This window comes from Chryseobacterium sp. NG-CE01, assembly GCF_055695505.1.
This window is the reverse complement of the sequence record NZ_CM146369.1, coordinates 1,956,828-1,975,655: the sequence shown is the minus strand read 5'-3', so window position 1 is coordinate 1,975,655 and position 18,828 is coordinate 1,956,828. Positions and strand designations below refer to the sequence as shown.

Genomic DNA, 18,828 nt, shown 5'->3' with positions numbered 1-18,828 from the left:
AATATAAAGAAATTTTTAAATGTAACAAATTTTATTACAATTAAATTATTCTGTTTCAATTTTAACGATTTTTCTTCCTGACTCACCGAGATAATATTTCAGCAGCGATTCGTAGATTTTATAGCCATCATCAACGTTGGTAAAAATTAAAAGTCCTCGTTTTGTCTCCGGTAATATTACGAAAAGTGTATTTACCCCGTTATCCGATCCGCCGTGGGAAAGAGCAATTTCTCCGTTTCCAAGGCCATATATTTCAAAACCCAACCCGAAATATTTATTTTTTTTAGTTTCAACCTGTCTGGTTTTCAGCTCTTCAGACATCGTTTTCGAAAGTAAATCGTTATTCATTATTGCGACCAAAAACTTTCCGTAATCCTCTACCGTAGTTATAAGATCATCAGCAGCGTTAGGTTGAGTGTTTTTCACGATTTCGTAAGGTTTTCCATTTGGGTCATAGCCGATAACAATTTTACCGGAATCTTTCTTTTCATTCCATATATAGCTGGTATCATTCATGTTTAAAGGCTGAAAAACCATTTCTTTCGCCAATACTTCCAGGCTTTTGTGGAATTTATTCTCAAGGGCTTTCCGCAGATATTCGTAGCCTTCACCTGAATACTGATATTTTGATCCCGGATCAAACTCAAAGCTTAACCGATGATCATCTTTCTGCCATCGCCAGTTTGGAAAGCCCGTCTGATGACTTAAAATTATTCTGGCCGTTAAATTTTTGTGTCTAGGATCTTTTGCAATATCAGGATCGATCCAATATTTATCCAAAGGTTCATCAAGGTTTAATTTCCCTAAGCTTACTAAACGTAAAGCCGTTATTACGGTTACCGGTTTGGCAAGAGAAGCCACATTGAAAAGACTGTTGTAAGATGCCGTAGTTTTCCCATCAAGAGTACCGTACACTTTTATCTGCGTAAGTTTCCCGTTTTCGATGATTCCTAGTCCTAATGTCGGAATATTATTGTCTTTCAATAACTGTTCTACAGGATCTGATATCTCCTGACGACCCGTTTCACCATGATCATAGCTTAGAACTTCGCTCATTAACCAATTTCCATCCTTTTTTGTCCACACCGAAGTAAATTTTGCCCTTCCTCCCAAAACATCTTTTTTGTTCGGTTCACGAATGTAAAACTCATGTTCTCCAGACTGTATGGCACCATACAAATTACCATTATTGTACAGGGGAAAAACTTCAAGACTTTCCGGAATAACTTTTCGAATCGGCTTTTTGAGGGGATCTGAACATATATTTTCTTTTGTTCTCTGTAGAAACAGTTTTTTATCCTGGAAGCCTCCTTTATCGTGATAAAACTTTAAATTATTATCCACAAACTTTTCGAGGTATTCCATGTCACAACGATTGAAGCCTCTCTCGAAAAAAACACTGTCCTGCTTTTTTAATTCTAAAAACAATTCTGAATTTTTATCGATCTGAGCGTTTATATTCTGACAGAAAAACAGAAGGGCCAGAAAATACGGGAAGAATTTTTTTGTCATGGTTTAATTTTTTGACAAAGGTTTGGAATAATTAAATTCTGACCGAAAAAAAGACCCGACAAAAACGTGACAATGCTATGACAGGTTTATAAAAAGCTGAAATTCAGCTTATAGTATAAGCTATTCTTCTTATCTATTTCGTAAGCATTTCTCAATATGATGTAAATATTTGAGAGAACCAGCAGAACCATCGTTACCATTACAGACTGAGATCCCAATTTCAAAAGGGCAACAATCATAAAAATAACTGGACAAACAATGGACAAAAGTATCTGAAGAGATATGATCTGTTTTATAATACGGGATTTCTCTTTTGTGAAAAACATAATTAACAAGGGCACCATAAAATTGGCAATCGGTAACCATGCAACCGGAATTGAGGAAAGATTGATAATTTTGGTTAAAGCAAGATCAGCAGAGTTATTTTCTGTAATTGTTAAAGGTAATTCTACCGTCTCAATTTCCTGCTGTACAATTTTAATATTTAACAAATCCTCTTCGGGAATATCCAGACTTTTTGAAAGTGTCTTCAAGGTATATCCTTTCGGCTGCATTCCTGCTTCGATCCGTTGAATGGTCCTCACAGAAAGCCCTGACTTCTGAGCTAATTCTTCCTGAGTAAGATTCTTTGTTTCTCTAATTCTTTTTAAAGCCGACATGTAAAATATAGTAAATAAAACAAATGTACAGTTTAGAAATTATAAAATCAATTTATCTAAGTCTAACAACAAATAATTGATATTCTGATTGATGGTTCTTGTTGCGGACTGCATTTGGTTAAGCATCGCTGCTCGATTGTGAAGGTCATTTGATCTGTAATAACCGCCATCGCTAAAAATAACTGATTCATTAGCAGCGTTCAAATTGTCATCAAACTGATAATGCAGCCATCTTTCTTTCATGCTGGTGATGATGGAATGCTTTTCTTTATTGGAGAATTTCTTTTCTGTGTACATATACCATACAAAAGGAGGAAAATTCGGTGATTCTAATTTTCCGCGCCAAACGTCTCTCAAAAGATTTCTTTGGTGAATAAATTCTACTTTTTTTCCTTTTGGATTCAATGTAGCTAAACCAAAACCTGCTCCAAGGACACCACCACCGATGTCTATCGCATTGCTCCAGCCATTATCTTTCACAATTCCTCCTGCGACCGAAGCTGCAGCTCCCGTTACGATCGAAAGCAGAATAAGTTTATTGTTTTTGGAATCGTTTAGGTTATCGACGTAATTTCCGATTTGTGCCACTCTTTCTCCTTCGCAATCAAATTCTGCAGCCACGGCATCCAGTTCCGTTAATGCGATGGTTATTTTACTGTTAATCTTGCTTTTGAGCTGAAGCACTTTCACCTGCGATTCTAATGAGTTGTCTTTCTTCAGCTCCATGATTTCGTGAACCTCATCGATGTTATCCAAAGCATTCAGAATTAAGATGCTTTGGTCTGAAAAATTATTCTTCAGATCTTTATTCGCATTAATGATAGAATCCGAATTATAAGAAGGAAGTTTATTGGCATAATTGTATTTGAAAGGTGCTTTGCAATAACTGTCTTTAAGTGTCAGAATATTTTGCCTGATCGCCTGATTTTTCTTTGAAACACATGAAGTTAAAATAAAGAAAAAAGCTAAAAAATAAAGTAACTTCCTCATTTTTGTTTAGTTATTGGATAAATAAAAAACTACCAATACTAAGATACGGAAATAAAAAAATTTACCCGAATAACAGGTAAATTTTAAGCTTATTTTAAAGAAATTATTTAATCTCCAGCAGCTCCACTTCGAAAATCAGTGTGCTGTTTGGTCCGATTTCCTTACTGATCTGCTGATCTCCGTAAGCCAAATGTGGAGGGATAATCAATCTCCATTTGCTTCCTACGGGCATAAGCTGAAGTGCTTCCGTCCATCCTTTAATGACTTTATTCAGTGGAAATGAAGCAGGAGTTCCTCTTTTTACAGAGCTGTCGAAAACTTTTCCTGTAATCGTTGTTCCATGATAATGACATTTTACGGTAGATCTGGGACCGGGCTTTTCACCGTCACCTTCTTTTATAATTTCGTACTGCAAACCGCTTGGCAACTGAACAACGGTTTCTCTCTTTCCGTATTCTTCCATATATTCTTTACCATCATTCAGGTTTTTTTCTGCCTGCTCTTTTTTTCTTTTAAATAACATATCTGCTACTCCCATAATTGATATTTTTTACAAAGATAGGGTTTTACTGCTGGAAGCTGAAGTATGTTGCGAGAAGTTTAGGTTTAAAAAGTTCAGATATTTTTAATACTGTGTTAACAGCATTTCCGAAAGTTGGCGCTATAATTGGATTTAAAAACTGATGCCAGATCCATTGAAATATAATAAGAACTTTGACAAGCTGACTGACGAGGAACGAACGCTTTTTGAAATCAACAAGAAAAGCATCTCCGATTTTGTAGAACAGTCTGCGTCTTTAAGCGATGTTAATTATGCTACCAGAAATGCCCACGCCAAGACGTATGCTGTGGCAAGCGGTAAACTTTTCATCAGTAAGGATATTCCTGAAGAACTTCAGCAGTTCTTTGATAAAGAGGAGTATGATCTTACCATCCGTTTTTCCAATGCTCATCTTAAAATCAGCAGGGGCAAAAAAGAGATTCCCGCTTATGGTTTTGCCGTAAAAATAAAAGATGAAAAAGGAGATCTTCTGGCTAATTATCCACTAGTGAATTTCCCGTTGTTTCCTATCAATTCTGTAAGTACTTTTCTGAAACTGTTTACTTCCGTGAATCAGTTTTATGTGAAAAAATGGAGCAGCTTTTCTTTAATCGCTCAAATTGCAAAAATGATTCCTTCTACACTTACAGCTTCTTTTATAAAAAATGTTATCAAACTCTGGAATAAAAGAAATGATTTCATTCTTTCCTTCGATTTTCATTCCGTTGGCGCCTATCGCCTGGGAGATCAGATGATGAAGATCAGGCTGAGTCCTCAGTCTGTAGACAAAAAATTCAGTAAAAACAAAAAGTCTAAAGAAGCGATCGAGGATTATTTTAAATTAGAGGCTTTCACTGCCGATGTCTATATACGGCTTTGCTATGACCTGGAAAATCAACCGATCAATAAGCTGAATGTAGAATGGAAAAATTCGCCTTACATTAGAATCGGGGAAGTAAAAATTGAAAGAAACGGCCTTCTCGACCCAAATTCCTGCGAAAATGAGCTTCTATCTTTTAATCCTTATGAAAGCAAATTATTTTTTCAGCCTGTGGGTAAAATTCAAAAGCTGAGGGAAGAGGCGTATAAAGTTTCCATGACAACAAGGAATAAGATCAATAAACTGCTGAAATATAATCGGTGAACAGATTTGCTTTGCAGTGAAGCGTAAGTCCTGAATGGCAATATTATAACTTGTATTGAAAAAATGACTTCCACCCTAGCCGTGATTGAGCGGCCTGTCTGAGCTCTTTTACAGATTTCGGCGGCGGCTTCGCCGCCGAAATCTGTAAAAAGCGAGTAGCGAAAGCACGAAAAAGCTCCCAATAAAAATAAATTTAAATAAAAAAGGCTCTACACAATGTAAAGCCTTCTTAAGTTTTAATGATATAAGGACTATTCTTCGATTTCTCCTTTTTCTTCTTCTTTTTTATCCGGGAAAATCACGGATAAAATAACCGAGATTACTAAAACGCCTCCTACAATTCCTAAAGAAACGGGAGAAGGAATATGAATCCACGGTGCAATTAACATTTTAACTCCGATAAATGACAGAATAATAGCCAGTCCGTAAGGCAGTTTGCTGAACATATGGATAAAATTTGCCAACAGGAAATAGAGTGACCTTAATCCTAAAATCGCGAAAATATTCGATGTATAAAGGATAAACGGATCGTTGGAAATAGCAAATATCGCTGGAATGGAATCTACGGCAAAAAGCACATCGGTAAATTCGATTACGGCTACTACCACTAAAAGCGGAGTTGCCATTTTCACACCATTCTGAATCGTGAAAAATTTATCTCCCACATAATTGTCAGAAACCTTCCAAAATCGCTTAATTAACCTTGCTCCGGCTGTATTGCTGTAGTCTTCTTCATCATCATCGTCTCCATCTCCCCAGGATTTGATCCCTGCATACACAAGAAATAATCCGAATAGAGTCATCACAATATTGATTTTCACAGGATGTCCGAAAATATTCATTTCAGGAAGGTAGGTAAGATTGATCAACCCTACTCCGGCAAAAATGAAGATCGCCCTGAAGATCAGTGCTCCGATAATTCCCCAGAACAGCACTTTGTGGTGAAGGTATTTCGGAACTTTAAAGAAACCGAAAACGAGGATGAATACAAATAAATTATCCACCGACAGGGCTTTCTCAATCCAGTAAGCAGCCTGATACTGTGTAAATTTTTCTATGGCAAGCTCATGGCTTCCGGGACCCAAATCTGAATTGTACACCCAGTACACTACTCCCGAAAACACCATAGACAGCGAGATCCAGACAATTGACCAGATGGTGGCTTCTTTGGAAGAAACCTCATGACTTTTTTTGTTGAAAACTCCTAAATCCAGGAGCAACATGATAACTACGGTTACCGCAAATCCCCAAACCAGACCGGGATGAAGATCTAAAATGCTAGTATTTTGTCCCACTTTTAATGTGTGTTGTTGTTAAATGATAAAAGCAATAGCTGTACGAATACAAATATTGCTGTTAGTTTTATTATATTTTTTCGAATTGAAATTCAACGGGTTTTGGCTAAAGCCGAATTGAAATCTGTTTATTAAGCGGGCTAAAGCCCGCCCCTGTTGAACCTTAATCCTTACAAATAACTTTGTTTTACCGTTTCAATGGTTTCCTGCAATTTTCTGTCTTTTGTAGGATCTCCGATTGCGTTGAATTTCCATTCGTTGTTTCTTCGGTAGAAAACGCCCATTACCATCGCAATGTGACCTTTGAAAGAAGCGTCATTGGCGATATCGTATTTTGCAAAAACTTCTCGTACATTGGTAGGCGTTCCTTCATAAATCCTGATGGAAGCAAAAGGAATCGTACCGAAATCCTGGCCTTTATAGCTGTTCAGAACCAGGGCAACATGCTCTACATTTGCATCAAGACTGCTGAAATCTATGGTAATTACTTCATTATCCAGCCCATCATCCCCGTTGACATCTCCTGTAAGATCATCGCCGCTGTGGCGTACAGCTCCGTTTTTAGACTTTAGGTTTCCGAAATAGATCACTTCGGTAGCGTTCTTGTTGGAATCGTATAAAATACAGCTTCCATCCAAATCTACTGCCTCGCGTGAGGTTCCTCCAAAGAAACTTTTTTTCTCAATTGCACCCCAGTTTATTCCTACACAAGCCTGGGTAAGTGTCGTTCCATTTTGCTTGGTAAGGTTTATACGTTGACCTTTTTGTAAGTTAATAGCCATCTTTTTATGTTTAGTTGTTTATATTTTTTGAAATAGTAAAATCGGCAGCTTATAAATCACCAATTCGTTATCACAACGAGTGATTTGTGTTTCACGACTTTACAGTTTACTTAATTGTTTAAATTTAAATTCAGCATTGCACGAAGGATGTTGGTCTCTTCATTGATATCAAATATTCTGCTCATGACATCGGTATTTTCAAGATTTTTAATATAATCTTTCAGTACAGCGGTTACCTGCTCCGGCAATATTTTTTTCCTCTCAGCCATCGCTTCTTCAAGATCTTCGTTTTTCTTTTTCAGCTGGTTGACAATGACCGTCTTATTCGATTCGTTGGGCGCGATATTCAGCTTTTCCATTTTTGTTGGATCTGTTAAATACATTTTTCGCCCTTCGATATCAAAGATAAAAAAATCCTCTGACTGAAAAATCTTAAACAGCTCATATTCATTTCCTGAAATAGCATACCCACATACAAAACGGACTTTAAAGTTCCGGATATTGAGTCTTCCCAACAGTTTTCTTTCAATCTGGTAGTCCTGATATTGGTACGCAGGAAAAGCATCCGCCGTCAGCAGTTCTTCATCAGCTTCCGATCTGTAGAATTCTGCTGCATATTTTTTATGGAAATACAGAACGTCATCCCAGTTGATCGTTAATTTGCTTTCTGTAAGATCTTGATAAAGATTCTTCAGATGACGGGAAAAATTACCACTGTATATTTTCCGGTCTGTCTCAAAGCCGTCCGATTGTTTTTCTTCAAACCCCGAAATATATTTCCTGTTGATTTCTATTTCGTTGATCACCGCAAGCATATCATTTTCCTTCTGTCTTTTTATTTTGGTCAGAAGCTCAATGAGACTATCGGTGTACTGAAGATGAAAAAGCTCTAATTTACTGTAATCCAATGTCTTATTTTCCAGAAAAAGAGTATGGATACTATCCGTCTTAATGTAGATGGAGATGATATCAACATTTTCAAAAAAATCAGCAAGAAGTTTAAGTTTCGTTAATCTTCTTTTGCTTTGGGACAGTATGTTTACGGCTTCATCATTCACCTTATTGCAATGCTATTATCCTCTTACGTTTGCTTTAAGTTCGTGCTCCAAAGTCATCAGATCCTGATCCAGCTTTCTTCTGCCTTCTGCTCCCTGCTTCTGGATCTGTTTTACTTCGTTTAACGTATTGATCAGTTTCGATGTCGTTTCTCTTAATGTTTCGATGGAAACTACCGTCTGTTCGTTGGCTCTTGCAACATTGATTGAATTCTGACCGAGACGTTCTGCATTTTTTCTTAAAATTTCTTCGGTTGTCGAAGAAACTTTCTGCTGAATTTCTATGTTCTGCTGCTGTCTGTACATGGCTACTGCCAAAGAAAGCTGATTTTTCCAAAGCGGAAGCGTTGTCGTAAGAATAGTCTGCGCTTTTTCGGCAATTGAAACGTTATTGTTCTGAACCAGTCTGATCTGCGGAAGCGACTGCATCATGATCAGACGAACGACTTTAAGATCGGCCAGTCTTCGGTCTAAACGTGCAATAAAATCCCTTTTATCGGCGATCTGGTAATCCTGATAATTCTGCGGTGCAGCTTCCATCGCAGCAAGCTCTGTTGAGGCTTTTTCCATTCTGAGATTTCCGGCAATAACGAGTTCCTCGATCTGCTTTATGGCATTGATATTACTTTCAAAGATGGTCTGCAATACCGCATTATCTTTTGTGGAAGTAATAATTCCTGCGTTTACCTTGTAGGAAATCTGATCGATATTGTTGATGATCTTATCGTATTTGGCAAATAAATTCTCAATCTGCGTCATTACACTCTTCATGAAAGGTAATTTGCTTAAAAAACTCTTGAATTTATTCTGATTAAGTTCTTCTACATCAACGTAATTCAGCTCAACCAATAAATTATTGATCAGCTCGCCGACTTCTCCGGAGTTGGACCGCCTTACATTTCCTAAGAAACTGTCACTCTGGTTTGATAATGTTCTCTGAAGATCTGCCCCAAAGTTCACAATGGAACCCGGATTGGTTTCATCAATAGAGTCTGCAAGAACTTCGTATTTCTGGCGTTCTTCAGATGGTAACTGGGTAAGGTTTACATTCCCTTCCCTGTCTACCACCGGAGCCGGAGGTGTATTTGGCACCTGTCCCGGTGGAGGATCCATCGGAGTCGGCTCAAATGTTTTTAAAGGTTCAATTGATCCAAGCGGATCTATGGGTTGATTAGGTTGGTTATCCATGATAAGATTATTGATAGATTTCTACAAATTTTTCGAGACCTTCTCTCTGACCGCTTCCTACGGCTTCAAATTTCCATTCGCCGTTTCTGTTATAGATTCTTCCGAATTCCACCGCCGTTTCGATTGAGAAATCTTCGTCCAGTTCATATTTCAATATTTCTTCGTTGGTATCTGTATTAAAAATTCTGATAAAAGAATTTCTAACCTGTCCGAAGTTCTGTCTTCTGGAATCTGCCTCGTGAATAGTTACCACAACGGTGATTTCTTTCACGGCAGGATCAATTTTTGTAAGATCAATTTTAATCTGCTCATCATCTCCTGCACCGTCTCCCGTTAAATTATCACCGGAGTGAATCACTGCTTTGTCCGGAGACTCCAGGTTATTATAGAAAATAAAATGGTTATCGGAAACCAGTTTTTTATCTTCTCCCAATAAAAATAAAGAGGCGTCGAGGTCAAAAGCTGTTCCCGTAGAGGTATTATTGATATCCCATCCTAAGCCTACGGTGAATTTTGGTGCGTTTATATTTTCTCTTTGTCCTTTCTGTAAGTTAATTGCCATAATATAGTTCAGTTTGTGTTAATGTATTAATATTGTTTTCGTATTCTTTTATTAAATGATAATTGTTGCTGATCGCCAGTTCCAGCAGGTGATCCATCTGTTCTTTTTTTACTTTAGACGAAAGATAATCAAAATTACCTGAATCCAGGCCTAAAATATATTTTACAATCCTTGTATTGAACTGAAAACTTGGTTTCATCATGACTTCTGCAATATGTTCCACATTTTTTACAGCATAATAATTAAAATAGTTTTCAATTTTCGGGTCAAGTTCAAAATTCATCAGTTCGGCATAATACATAAATAAAAAATCTGCCTCTACATCATATTCATTAAGAATTTTATTCACGGTAAATTCATGACTTCCTGTTATTTTGATATCGTCTATAAAAATACAAAGTTTTCCTCTAAGAAAATCTTTATCAAGGTAATAAGTATCATTGGCAATCAGATTTTTACGATCTTCGAAGCTCAAATTTCCATAATCCGTCGTGTATGTATGATTTCTGTTGATTTTTGAGAGAATGCTTGATTTTTTACCTTTTTGAAACAGATAAAAATCAAGATGCTTTTTAAAATAAAAACATAAAAAATTAGATGCAGTAGGAATTGCCATGTACGGACTTGGCAGAACGACAATCTCTTTATCGGTATCAAGGATATTTTGGTGCGTCAAAATAAATCCTTCGAATAATTCTCTGGCAAATTTTGCAGCGTACGATGTGTCGCCATATTTAAAATAGCTGTATTCTGCGGGTGAAAAAGTAAATTCATCAGCAGAATGGATGTGATGCAAGCTGTATCTTTTGTTCATACATTTATATTTTGGGTGTGAGTAAGTGTGCGTTGAATCCAAAATCCTTTGCGCCTTTGTAATCTGCAATGGGATTATCTCCGATGTGTAATATCTGCCGGGAATCCAGATCCTGATTTTTAAGCAGGTTTTTCACTTCCTGGAATATTTTCGGATCGGGTTTGGAGCAGTTGGTTTCATCAGAATAAATGTGGAAATCGATGTACTGATCAAGATTTTCACTGATCAAGAACTTTCGCATGGTTGTTCCTTTGATAAAACCGGTATTGCTGAGAATATTAATCGTCTTTCCCTGATTTTTAATTTCATCAAAAAGCTGGTGCAAATTTTCGAAAATCACAACTGGCTTATATTCCAGGAAAAGATCTTCACTTTTTTGATAGAACTGGTGCAGCTCGTCTTTATTTACCTGTCTTACATCTACGTCCAAAGCATGTAAAATTAGAAGATATATTTCAAAAGTATCTACATTCCCACCAATAACTTCATTAATGGAATTGCAAAGATCATCGTAATATTTTACAGTTTCCGCAACTTCATCAATTGGCTTTTTAATATCAAAAAAAGAGGCAAACAGCTCAACTCTTTTTGCTTTAAATTGGGGATGAGATTTTATTAAAGTAAGCCATAAATCAAAGGAAAAATGTGAGTGATTATGGATGTCAATATCTGTTTTCAAAATAGTTTAGTCAAAAGTTATTCAGCTTATTTTCTTGAAAAAGATGTTCAGTAAGTTTCATTAATTCTTATCATCAATTCTTCTTCTGATGTCAATTTAACCCAAAGATAAAATTTTTAAATTAATGTGTAAATGTTGTAATGTGTTTTAAGAATTTTTTATGATTTTCCGTAATCGAATTTAATATTTAGTGAAAGAGAATTTTATTTAACGCGATGATCGCAAAGATTTTTGAAATGATTGCAAATATTTTCTTCGTTCGCAAGGGCGTTTCACTCAGCTATGACATTTTGCTATTATTAGTTCTCACGTATCCCGCATTTTTTAAAATTGCTTCGTCGCTTCTGAACTACATTCGCAGACCTTCATTCTGTTCAAAATAACACACAAACATTCTCAAACACTCAAACCCTCCAATTCATCCTCTATTTCTCCGGCATCACTTTATAAGTAGGATCATCCTGGATATTAACTTCAATCACTGCTTCAGCGTTTTTCAGCATTTTGCGACAGTCTTCGCTGAGATGTTTTAAATGTAAAGTTTTTTGTTGTTCCGTGTACTTTTTAGAGAGTTTGTCTAAGGCATCAATGGCACTCATATCGACAATTCTGCTTTCTTTAAAATCGATTACTATCTGATCAGGATCGTTCACGGGATCAAATTTATCAATAAAGGCTGTAACCGAACCGAAAAACAAAGGTCCTAAAATTTCGTAATATTTTACCCCATTTTCATCCGTATGCTTTCTTGCGCGGATTCTTTTGGCATTATCCCATGCAAAGACCAAAGCAGAAATTATTACTCCGACTAAAACTGCCAAAGCAAGATTATGAAGAATAATAGTAATTAAAGCTACTGTAATTCCTACAAAAATATCAGATTTCGGCATTTTGTTGACAATTCTTATGGAAACCCACTGAAAAGTACTGATCGCCACCATCATCATCACCCCTACAAGCGCCGCCATCGGAATTCTTTCAATAAAAGGTGCTCCTATCAGAATAATCACCAAGATCGTTACAGAAGCTATAATCCCGGAAAGTCTTGTCCGGGAGCCGGCATTAAGATTTACAAGCGTTTGCGCGACCATGGCACAGCCGCCCATTCCTCCGAAAAATCCGTTGGTCATATTGGCCAGACCCTGTGCAACAGATTCTCTATTCGTATTTCCTTTGGTATTGGTAATTTCATCTACCATGGATAAGGTCAGCAGTGATTCAATGAGTCCTACTCCCGCCATTACAAGAGCATAAGGGAAAATAATCTGTAATGTTTCCAGTGAAAAAGGAAGATCGGGGATATGAAAGCTCGGCAGCGTTCCGCTGATGCTTGCTATATCTGCAACGGTCTTTGTATGAATTCCAAAACCTACAACAATTCCGAACACAATGAGAATGGCAACAAGAGAAGCCGGTACCACCTTTGTAATTTTTGGAAAAAAATAAACAATGGCAATGGTAAGTAATGTCAGACCCAACATAAGATATAATGCCGTACCCTGAAGCCAGCCGGTTATTCCGTTTTCATTCACGATTTTAAACTGCTCCACCTGAGCCATAAAAATGATAACAGCTAAACCATTCAGAAAACCGTACATCACGGGCTGCGGAATCAGCCGTACAAATTTACCCCATTTAAAAACACCTACCAGTAACTGAAATATCCCGGCTAGAACTACGGTGGCGAAGAGATACTCCACACCGTGCGTTTTTATTAAGGCAATAAGAACAACAATGGTAGCCCCCGCTCCACCGGAAACCATTCCGGGACGGCCGCCGAAAACAGCAGTCACCAATCCCATCATAAACGCAGCATAAAGCCCTGTAAGCGGTGAAAGCCCTGCCAGAATAGCAAAAGAAAGCGACTCAGGAATCATAGTCATAGCAACCGTGAAGCCGGCTAGCAGTTCGTTTTTATAATTTATTTTCTGCGAGAAATCGAATAAAGCGGTGGTATTTTTCATTTGGCAGCAAAGGTATGAACAAGAAAGGCACTATCCAATATTATGCTATCATTGATTTTGATAAGAATTAAATTTATCTATCGGTAGTTTCAGATTAAGAAATGAATGATATTGAGATTCCCTGTATTTGTTTTTTAGCTTTGTTAAAATTAAATTACAATCATGATTAAAGGATTATACGAAACACATATTCAGGTCAGCAGCCTGGAAAATGCCGTAATTTTCTACACGGAAATTTTAGGACTGAAACTCGCCCATCAAGATGAAAACCGAAGAATTGCTTTTCTATGGGTGGGAAAAGAAAAAGAGTTCATGCTTGGTCTGTGGGAGCAGAAAGAAAATCTGCAAACACGGCATTTTGCCTTCACAGCTCATAAAGAAGATATTCTGAATAAGTCTGCTGCATTTCTAAAAAGCAAAAATTTAAATCCCTATAACTTTCTTAAAAACGGAAATGAAAAACCGATGGTTTTTGCGTGGATGCCGGCTTTAGCCATTTATTTTAATGATCCCGACGGAAACCAGCTGGAGTTGATTTCTATTCTGGAAGGTAATGCCAAACCCGAACTCGGCATTCTTTCTTATGAAGAATGGCTGGAGAAAATTTCATGATACAAATGATTCCGGCTTTGCATTCGCAAAGCCGGAATCTATAAAGATGGGTATTAGTTTATCGTGTGAAAATTTCCTTCAGCTGGGAAACAATATTATTATTTCCGGATACGGTAATATCTCCGATTTTATCGGCAATCTTCTCCATATATTCCATTTCCTTCAGCTTCCAGAGAACTTCATTTTCTTCCATTAATTTTGCAGTGTTCAGCAAACTTCTCGTGAAAGCAGTTTCTTCACGTCTCATGATGGTGTTGGCTTGGGCTTTTTTCTCGGCAATTAAACCTGGTTCATGATTTCTTTCATTTCTCCCGTTAAAATTACATCCCGGATTCCGGCATCTGAAGCTTTTAGACCCAACGCTTCCGCCTTACTTCCGAGATTCTGAAGGATTTCTTTACCAACGGAATCTTTCTTTACCAGCAATTCATCAAGAGTTAAGGCACCTACGAATTCTCTTAATGCCAACTGCATCAGGATATACAATTGTTTATCGTATTCTTTATTCCCCATTAATGCCTTCACAATATTTTCCACCTGGAAACGCACATAAAAGTTAATTCTGAGCATCGCTTTGTCTTTCGTAAGAAGCTCCTGACCTGCAATTTCCATTTGCTGCATCCTTGTATCAATGGCTTTTACCTCTATAGAAATTTCATTATTCCAAAAATAGTATGTTCCAGCCTCTAAAACCCGGCTCAGCTTTCCGTCGATCAGCAAAAGACCTTTATACTGGCTGGTGATGACAAACTTTCTTATAAAGCTCTTGAGCTTTACATTTTCAAGGATTGTTTTAGAAATATTTTCGGTAATTTCTACCTTCGTCAGATCGACCTTTTGGAATTCTCTGTTGAAAACACCCTTCCAAAAGGCATACTGCCCCACATTCAAAACTTCTTTGAAAATCCCGTTTTCGTAAACAAGCACAATTTCACCATCTTTTACTTCAACCACTTCCAGCATAGATTTCAGTGCTTCATTTTTCAGTAAGAGATTAAGATCAACATTACTTTTAAACAAATATTTCATATCGTAAACCTCAACAGATTTATTCCCGAAAATCCAGAAATTTCCTTCTTTCAGGATGTCGATTAAGTTTCCGTTTTTGAAGACCAGACCTCTTTCATATGCTCTAATCTGTAGATTTTTTATCATGACTTTATTTTTAATAGTTATTAATTTTTTTTAATAAAAGGAAATCCGTGATCTCTTCTTCCAAAAAATGCGGAAGCAAGTGTTCTGCAAAAAATCCATTGACTTTCAGCTCAATTTTTTAGATCCATCCTGAATTCAGATGTTGGGCGTGTCCCTTGCCACGGCATTACCAGCAGCACGGGTCGCTACGTTCACTTCTATCTTTTTTGCTAACAAAAAAGGATATCCGTTACCATCGCTCACGCAGAAAACCGTCATTTCAGAAATCTTATCAAAAATGATGAGCTTTTAGTTTCATTTCATTTTGGAAAAATGTCTTTGCTTACAGGCTTTTTCAGAATGTTGATTCAACAACCGAAAACATCCCGGATTTTCCAGTGCGGATATTTTTGATGAGAATACCCGAAACTCTCAAAAAATAGATTTTGAGTCTATTTTGATATTAACCTACAACCGAAATGTAGTGCTCTTACCAGGCTGAGCTATCCCGTACAAAACGAGAGTGGGATTCGAACCCACGCGATCATAAAATCTCCATTGCTATACCATTTAGCTACTGTGTCAATCACAGAGAGGACTCGAACCTCCATACATAGAAAAATGACAGAGTTTTTGGAAACTCCTAAAACCTTCAGGTCAAGCTGAACAGGAAGAAATCATGTTCCTCAACAAATTCTTCTGCAATGGTGCTATACCGAAACACTCAACAGGACCTGCCTGATATTTTGACTAAAATCTGTCTTTCAAAATTTTAGTTTGTTGTATTTAATGATGCAAAGTAAAAACGCCATTACGCAATGTTTTTGCGCACATAATAATTACTTTTATTTAATGTAAATTATTGCTGTAAGCACCAATATAAAATCTTAGCAATATTTTTTGCATCGTCTACCCCTCTGTGATGGGTACCTTCCAGCGTAAGGTTCAGTTCGCTCAAAGCTCTGGCCATACCCACACTTTTCCGGACTGTAGGATGCAGTTCTCCAAATAAAGTTTTTACATTGATGTGATCATCACTTAACGGATAATCTGCCTGAAACCTTCTTGCCTGATTCTGAAGCATATTCAGATCATAATTTCCGTAGCTTGCCCACGTCAGATTTTCAGAATCATATTCTGCTCTCAGGATATCCAAAGCATCTTCCAGTAAAATACCTTCATCATCCAGCATTTGCTGGGTAATAGACGTAAGTTCGGTACAGAAAGAACTGACTTTTGAATACTGAGGCTTTACCAAAATCCCTTCATTTTGCGAAATCTTACCGGTTTTCGCATCCATAATGCACACTCCGATTTCGATGATTTCACTTTCCTGACCTCTCGGCGGCCGGTCTTCCCAACATGTGGCCTCGAGGTCTATAATTAATATATTGTCTGTTATTTTCATTTGTTTAAAAAATTTAATTGTTAATGGACGGAAGATGACTGCGGGAAGATGGAAGTTCTACCGTAAGAAAAATACTTCCAGCTAGCAGTTCCCGGCTTCCGGCCCCAAGATTATTCCAAAATTTTTCTTAAAATTCTGGCTGCATTGTAAGCATCATCTGCTCCGTTGTGATGGCTGCCTTCAAAATCCATATTCAGGGCTTTCAACGCTCTTTTCAGGCCCATCATTTTATATAGTCCGTTGTAAGCTTTGAAACGGTGCATGATGTTGATATAATTTCCGGAAAAAGGATTTTCGATACCGAGATAATCACACTGCTCCATGATCTGCTCTTTATCAAAGTCTCCAAACCCTGCCCAGTTAAGTTGAGCTGAGTGATATTCATACCTTATTTTTTCGCAGGCTTCCTCAAAATAGATTCCTTTTTCTGCGATCAGTTTAGGCGTTATTCCTGTAAGATCCGTACAAAATTTATTGATTTTAGATCTTTCCGGAATGACATAAATGCTTTGTTTTTTGGAAATTGCTTTGGTAGTTCTGTCTAATTCACAAATTCCTATTTCTATAATATCGGTTTTCTGTCCGGCAGGAATTCTGTCGTTTTCCCAACATGTAGCCTCCAGATCAATGATTACGATTTCATTGGTTGTTTTCATAATTTTGATTTTACGATGGAAGAACTGTTAGGAAAATGAACATTTTACAATACATAAAATACTTCCAGATCCTGAATCAGCCTTCCAACTTTCTAATTTCTTGGCGCAAAAGGCGGAGTCCATCTTTTCTTCTTCATAATCTCCTTTACTTCTTCGTACGAAACAGGGTAAAAATTATGACAATCTACTCCTACATCGAAGCTTAATGCCAGTTCATCATCCGGCAGTGTTCCATGGGAATGGCCGTACAGTTGCCAGACACCGCGATGCGAGCCGTTCCAAGTTCGGAGGGAGTAATGAAAAAGAATTATTTTTTGTTTGCCGTTGGTGTTCGCGGGTTCATCAATTCTCAATTCATGGTAATCTCTTATAGATTCGAATCTTTTAGGATAGGTTAGTGCCGCGCCCTCATGATTTCCTTTTATCAAATGAATATTTCCGTTGAGACGATCCAGAATTTCTTTGGTAAAGTCCGGTTTGCCCAAACTGATATCTCCTAAATGATAGACAGTGTCATTTGTCCCGACTTTTTCATTCCATCTTTTGACGAGTTCTTCATTCATATGCTCCAAAGACTCAAAAGGCCTTTCGGAGAATTTTATAATATTTTCATGACCAAAATGATGGTCTGCTGTAAAAAATATATTGAGTTTCATTGTTTTAAATTTTAATTGTTTTTACTTAAACCTCACAGGTTTTCTCTGCCAGCGAAATTTTTCAAAAGGCTTTCAATATTTTCCTTTCCTACGGGATTCATAGAATGGCAAAAGAAATCTGGTAAGCTCAGGTAATTATCCATGCAATATTCCGTGAGCCATTTTGCACAGTCATAGCCTGTTTTTTCAATAAATTCGCCAGAATTTGATTTTAAATAATGTTGATCGGCAAGATCGTGGTCAAAAGAGATCATATCCGGTAAGCCGTTTTCCAAAATTCTGTTGATAAACTGCTTGTAATTCCGAACAATATACCAGTCGTTCCTAAGAAAAATATCTTGTCTGGTATAATGATAGGCATCAATCGGATATCTTATATCGTCCAGAAACAATAATCTTTTAGTTAGTTCCATTTTAATATTTTAATATTTTTATTCAAACCTCACAGGTTTTGAAAACCTGTGAGGTTTCCTTACTAAAATGCAGGTTTAAATTATTAGTAATATTATTTGCGCTGCTTCAGCTATCACACCATCATATCCGCACAGTTGGAGCTTGCGAATGCGTAAGGTTTTGCTTTAAACACATATCCCATGCCGAGAATATATCCCATCGCATCTTTCAAAGCGATATTGGATTTGAAATCCGGATCTGTATTAATATCTGCGTGTACCTCCATTTCCACTCCGTAAGCATCCAGAACGGAACAGATAGCGTACGCAATTTCTACGGATTTGTTCACTTCATTCAGCATTCGTTCTTTAATACTGATGCGCTGGAATTCTCTTTCTTTTCTGATAAAGGTAAACGCTCCTTTTCCCTCACGAATAAAGACAACTGCCGTAGCATAATTAATGGCATCTCCGTAAACATGGGAGTCTGAGCCCACGCATACTTTCAGTCGGTGTCCATTTGCCTGTTCGCGGATGATGGCTTCTTCTACCAGCTGTGTGATAGAGTTCCGGAAGATCTTTCCGGTCATATTCTGCCATATTTGTTGTTGCGTTTCCATTTTTTCTACATGTTTTTTTGTTTTGTTTTTGTTTAAATATTTACTTTAACGCAAAGTGCGCAAAGTATTTTTACTTACTATCTGTTTTTAAGTTCGCAAAGGCAGAACTACATCCGTCAACCTTCAGTTATACTCAGCTAAGAAAACAGAGTTTTTTCAATACAA

General features: G+C 37.2%; 21 protein-coding genes. 2 read left to right on the top strand and 19 right to left on the bottom strand.

The annotated features are described in order from the left end of the window. Positions 1–45: 45 nt before the first annotated feature. The 4 genes from ACYT6F_RS09455 to ACYT6F_RS09440 form a co-directional block, all read right to left on the bottom strand. Complete coding sequence (locus tag ACYT6F_RS09455; RefSeq protein ID WP_472600931.1) at positions 46–1,512, bottom strand: serine hydrolase; 1,467 nt, start codon at positions 1,510–1,512, stop codon at positions 46–48. Positions 1,513–1,598: 86 nt separating this feature from the next. Beyond that, positions 1,599–2,171: a helix-turn-helix domain-containing protein gene (locus ACYT6F_RS09450; RefSeq protein ID WP_472600930.1), complete on the bottom strand. Its 573-nt coding sequence runs from the start codon at positions 2,169–2,171 to the stop codon at positions 1,599–1,601. Between the two features lie 39 nt (positions 2,172–2,210). Beyond that, positions 2,211–3,161 (bottom strand): hypothetical protein, encoded by a 951-nt coding sequence (locus ACYT6F_RS09445; protein WP_472600929.1) that lies wholly within the window; start codon positions 3,159–3,161, stop codon positions 2,211–2,213. A 103-nt stretch (positions 3,162–3,264) separates the two neighbouring features. Beyond that, on the bottom strand, positions 3,265–3,699 hold the full coding sequence (locus tag ACYT6F_RS09440) for an FKBP-type peptidyl-prolyl cis-trans isomerase (RefSeq protein ID WP_472600928.1): 435 nt from the start codon (positions 3,697–3,699) through the stop codon (positions 3,265–3,267). 145 nt (positions 3,700–3,844) lie between these two features. On the opposite strand from ACYT6F_RS09440, the gene ACYT6F_RS09435 reads away from it, so the two are divergent. Then, on the top strand, positions 3,845–4,846 hold the full coding sequence (locus ACYT6F_RS09435) for a catalase family protein (protein WP_472600927.1): 1,002 nt from the start codon (positions 3,845–3,847) through the stop codon (positions 4,844–4,846). Positions 4,847–5,097: 251 nt separating this feature from the next. Here ACYT6F_RS09435 and ACYT6F_RS09430 read toward each other — a convergent pair whose 3' ends face one another. The 8 genes from ACYT6F_RS09430 to ACYT6F_RS09395 all read right to left on the bottom strand — a co-directional run bounded on the left by ACYT6F_RS09430 (position 5,098) and on the right by ACYT6F_RS09395 (position 13,185). Next, on the bottom strand, positions 5,098–6,069 hold the full coding sequence (locus ACYT6F_RS09430; RefSeq protein WP_472601108.1) for a TerC/Alx family metal homeostasis membrane protein: 972 nt from the start codon (positions 6,067–6,069) through the stop codon (positions 5,098–5,100). Between the two features lie 242 nt (positions 6,070–6,311). Further along, positions 6,312–6,923, bottom strand: coding sequence for a TerD family protein (locus tag ACYT6F_RS09425; RefSeq protein ID WP_472600926.1), 612 nt, complete (start codon positions 6,921–6,923; stop codon positions 6,312–6,314). A gap of 110 nt (positions 6,924–7,033) precedes the next feature. Beyond that, on the bottom strand, positions 7,034–7,981 hold the full coding sequence (locus ACYT6F_RS09420; protein ID WP_472600925.1) for a hypothetical protein: 948 nt from the start codon (positions 7,979–7,981) through the stop codon (positions 7,034–7,036). Between the two features lie 15 nt (positions 7,982–7,996). Continuing rightward, positions 7,997–9,166 carry a toxic anion resistance protein gene (locus ACYT6F_RS09415; RefSeq protein WP_472600924.1) on the bottom strand — a complete coding sequence of 390 codons (1,170 nt, stop codon included), beginning with the start codon at positions 9,164–9,166 and terminating at the stop codon, positions 7,997–7,999. Positions 9,167–9,173: 7 nt separating this feature from the next. Beyond that, complete coding sequence (locus ACYT6F_RS09410; RefSeq protein ID WP_472600923.1) at positions 9,174–9,728, bottom strand: TerD family protein; 555 nt, start codon at positions 9,726–9,728, stop codon at positions 9,174–9,176. Then, positions 9,718–10,542, bottom strand: a complete 825-nt coding sequence (locus ACYT6F_RS09405; protein ID WP_472600922.1) for a phosphoribosyltransferase family protein — start codon at positions 10,540–10,542, stop codon at positions 9,718–9,720. Before ACYT6F_RS09405 ends, ACYT6F_RS09410 begins: the two co-directional genes overlap by 11 nt. 4 nt (positions 10,543–10,546) lie before the next feature. Beyond that, positions 10,547–11,221: an HAD family hydrolase gene (locus ACYT6F_RS09400; protein WP_472600921.1), complete on the bottom strand. Its 675-nt coding sequence runs from the start codon at positions 11,219–11,221 to the stop codon at positions 10,547–10,549. A 425-nt stretch (positions 11,222–11,646) separates the two neighbouring features. Continuing rightward, positions 11,647–13,185 (bottom strand): SulP family inorganic anion transporter, encoded by a 1,539-nt coding sequence (locus ACYT6F_RS09395; protein ID WP_472600920.1) that lies wholly within the window; start codon positions 13,183–13,185, stop codon positions 11,647–11,649. Positions 13,186–13,347: 162 nt separating this feature from the next. Here ACYT6F_RS09395 and ACYT6F_RS09390 point away from each other — a divergent pair, with 162 nt between their 5' ends. Continuing rightward, a complete protein-coding gene (locus ACYT6F_RS09390; protein ID WP_472600919.1) occupies positions 13,348–13,797 on the top strand; it encodes a VOC family protein in 450 nt (149 codons plus the stop codon). Between the two features lie 58 nt (positions 13,798–13,855). Here the strand turns inward: ACYT6F_RS09390 and ACYT6F_RS09385 are convergent, their stop codons facing one another. The 7 genes from ACYT6F_RS09385 to ACYT6F_RS09355 all read right to left on the bottom strand — a co-directional run bounded on the left by ACYT6F_RS09385 (position 13,856) and on the right by ACYT6F_RS09355 (position 18,663). Continuing rightward, complete coding sequence (locus tag ACYT6F_RS09385; protein WP_472600918.1) at positions 13,856–14,044, bottom strand: hypothetical protein; 189 nt, start codon at positions 14,042–14,044, stop codon at positions 13,856–13,858. A gap of 32 nt (positions 14,045–14,076) precedes the next feature. Further along, a complete protein-coding gene (locus ACYT6F_RS09380) occupies positions 14,077–14,952 on the bottom strand; it encodes a slipin family protein (RefSeq protein WP_472600917.1) in 876 nt (291 codons plus the stop codon). An 838-nt stretch (positions 14,953–15,790) separates the two neighbouring features. Then, the gene (locus tag ACYT6F_RS09375; protein WP_472600916.1) at positions 15,791–16,339 is read right to left on the bottom strand and encodes a 3'-5' exonuclease; all 549 of its coding nucleotides are present in this window, start codon (positions 16,337–16,339) and stop codon (positions 15,791–15,793) included. A 110-nt stretch (positions 16,340–16,449) separates the two neighbouring features. Continuing rightward, a complete protein-coding gene (locus ACYT6F_RS09370; RefSeq protein WP_472600915.1) occupies positions 16,450–16,995 on the bottom strand; it encodes a 3'-5' exonuclease in 546 nt (181 codons plus the stop codon). A gap of 92 nt (positions 16,996–17,087) precedes the next feature. After that, positions 17,088–17,651, bottom strand: coding sequence for a metallophosphoesterase family protein (locus tag ACYT6F_RS09365; RefSeq protein ID WP_472600914.1), 564 nt, complete (start codon positions 17,649–17,651; stop codon positions 17,088–17,090). Between the two features lie 32 nt (positions 17,652–17,683). Continuing rightward, a complete protein-coding gene (locus tag ACYT6F_RS09360; RefSeq protein ID WP_472600913.1) occupies positions 17,684–18,064 on the bottom strand; it encodes a cyclic-phosphate processing receiver domain-containing protein in 381 nt (126 codons plus the stop codon). 113 nt (positions 18,065–18,177) lie between these two features. Further along, positions 18,178–18,663 carry a ribonuclease H-like YkuK family protein gene (locus ACYT6F_RS09355; protein WP_472600912.1) on the bottom strand — a complete coding sequence of 162 codons (486 nt, stop codon included), beginning with the start codon at positions 18,661–18,663 and terminating at the stop codon, positions 18,178–18,180. Between the last annotated feature and the right edge of the window lie 165 nt (positions 18,664–18,828).

What these genes read in the sequence shown, in the direction of transcription:
- ACYT6F_RS09455 (WP_472600931.1), bottom strand. Translation starts at nt 1,512, where the DNA reads ATGACAAAAAAATTCTTCCCGTATTTTCTGGCCCTTCTGTTTTTCTGT.
- ACYT6F_RS09450 (WP_472600930.1), bottom strand. Translation starts at nt 2,171, where the DNA reads ATGTCGGCTTTAAAAAGAATTAGAGAAACAAAGAATCTTACTCAGGAA.
- ACYT6F_RS09445 (WP_472600929.1), bottom strand. Translation starts at nt 3,161, where the DNA reads ATGAGGAAGTTACTTTATTTTTTAGCTTTTTTCTTTATTTTAACTTCA.
- ACYT6F_RS09440 (WP_472600928.1), bottom strand. Translation starts at nt 3,699, where the DNA reads ATGGGAGTAGCAGATATGTTATTTAAAAGAAAAAAAGAGCAGGCAGAA.
- ACYT6F_RS09435 (WP_472600927.1), top strand. Translation starts at nt 3,845, where the DNA reads ATGCCAGATCCATTGAAATATAATAAGAACTTTGACAAGCTGACTGAC.
- ACYT6F_RS09430 (WP_472601108.1), bottom strand. Translation starts at nt 6,069, where the DNA reads ATGTTGCTCCTGGATTTAGGAGTTTTCAACAAAAAAAGTCATGAGGTT.
- ACYT6F_RS09425 (WP_472600926.1), bottom strand. Translation starts at nt 6,923, where the DNA reads ATGGCTATTAACTTACAAAAAGGTCAACGTATAAACCTTACCAAGCAA.
- ACYT6F_RS09415 (WP_472600924.1), bottom strand. Translation starts at nt 9,166, where the DNA reads ATGGATAACCAACCTAATCAACCCATAGATCCGCTTGGATCAATTGAA.
- ACYT6F_RS09410 (WP_472600923.1), bottom strand. Translation starts at nt 9,728, where the DNA reads ATGGCAATTAACTTACAGAAAGGACAAAGAGAAAATATAAACGCACCA.
- ACYT6F_RS09405 (WP_472600922.1), bottom strand. Translation starts at nt 10,542, where the DNA reads ATGAACAAAAGATACAGCTTGCATCACATCCATTCTGCTGATGAATTT.
- ACYT6F_RS09395 (WP_472600920.1), bottom strand. Translation starts at nt 13,185, where the DNA reads ATGAAAAATACCACCGCTTTATTCGATTTCTCGCAGAAAATAAATTAT.
- ACYT6F_RS09390 (WP_472600919.1), top strand. Translation starts at nt 13,348, where the DNA reads ATGATTAAAGGATTATACGAAACACATATTCAGGTCAGCAGCCTGGAA.
- ACYT6F_RS09385 (WP_472600918.1), bottom strand. Translation starts at nt 14,044, where the DNA reads ATGAGACGTGAAGAAACTGCTTTCACGAGAAGTTTGCTGAACACTGCA.
- ACYT6F_RS09380 (WP_472600917.1), bottom strand. Translation starts at nt 14,952, where the DNA reads ATGATAAAAAATCTACAGATTAGAGCATATGAAAGAGGTCTGGTCTTC.
- ACYT6F_RS09375 (WP_472600916.1), bottom strand. Translation starts at nt 16,339, where the DNA reads ATGAAAATAACAGACAATATATTAATTATAGACCTCGAGGCCACATGT.
- ACYT6F_RS09370 (WP_472600915.1), bottom strand. Translation starts at nt 16,995, where the DNA reads ATGAAAACAACCAATGAAATCGTAATCATTGATCTGGAGGCTACATGT.
- ACYT6F_RS09365 (WP_472600914.1), bottom strand. Translation starts at nt 17,651, where the DNA reads ATGAAACTCAATATATTTTTTACAGCAGACCATCATTTTGGTCATGAA.
- ACYT6F_RS09360 (WP_472600913.1), bottom strand. Translation starts at nt 18,064, where the DNA reads ATGGAACTAACTAAAAGATTATTGTTTCTGGACGATATAAGATATCCG.
- ACYT6F_RS09355 (WP_472600912.1), bottom strand. Translation starts at nt 18,663, where the DNA reads ATGGAAACGCAACAACAAATATGGCAGAATATGACCGGAAAGATCTTC.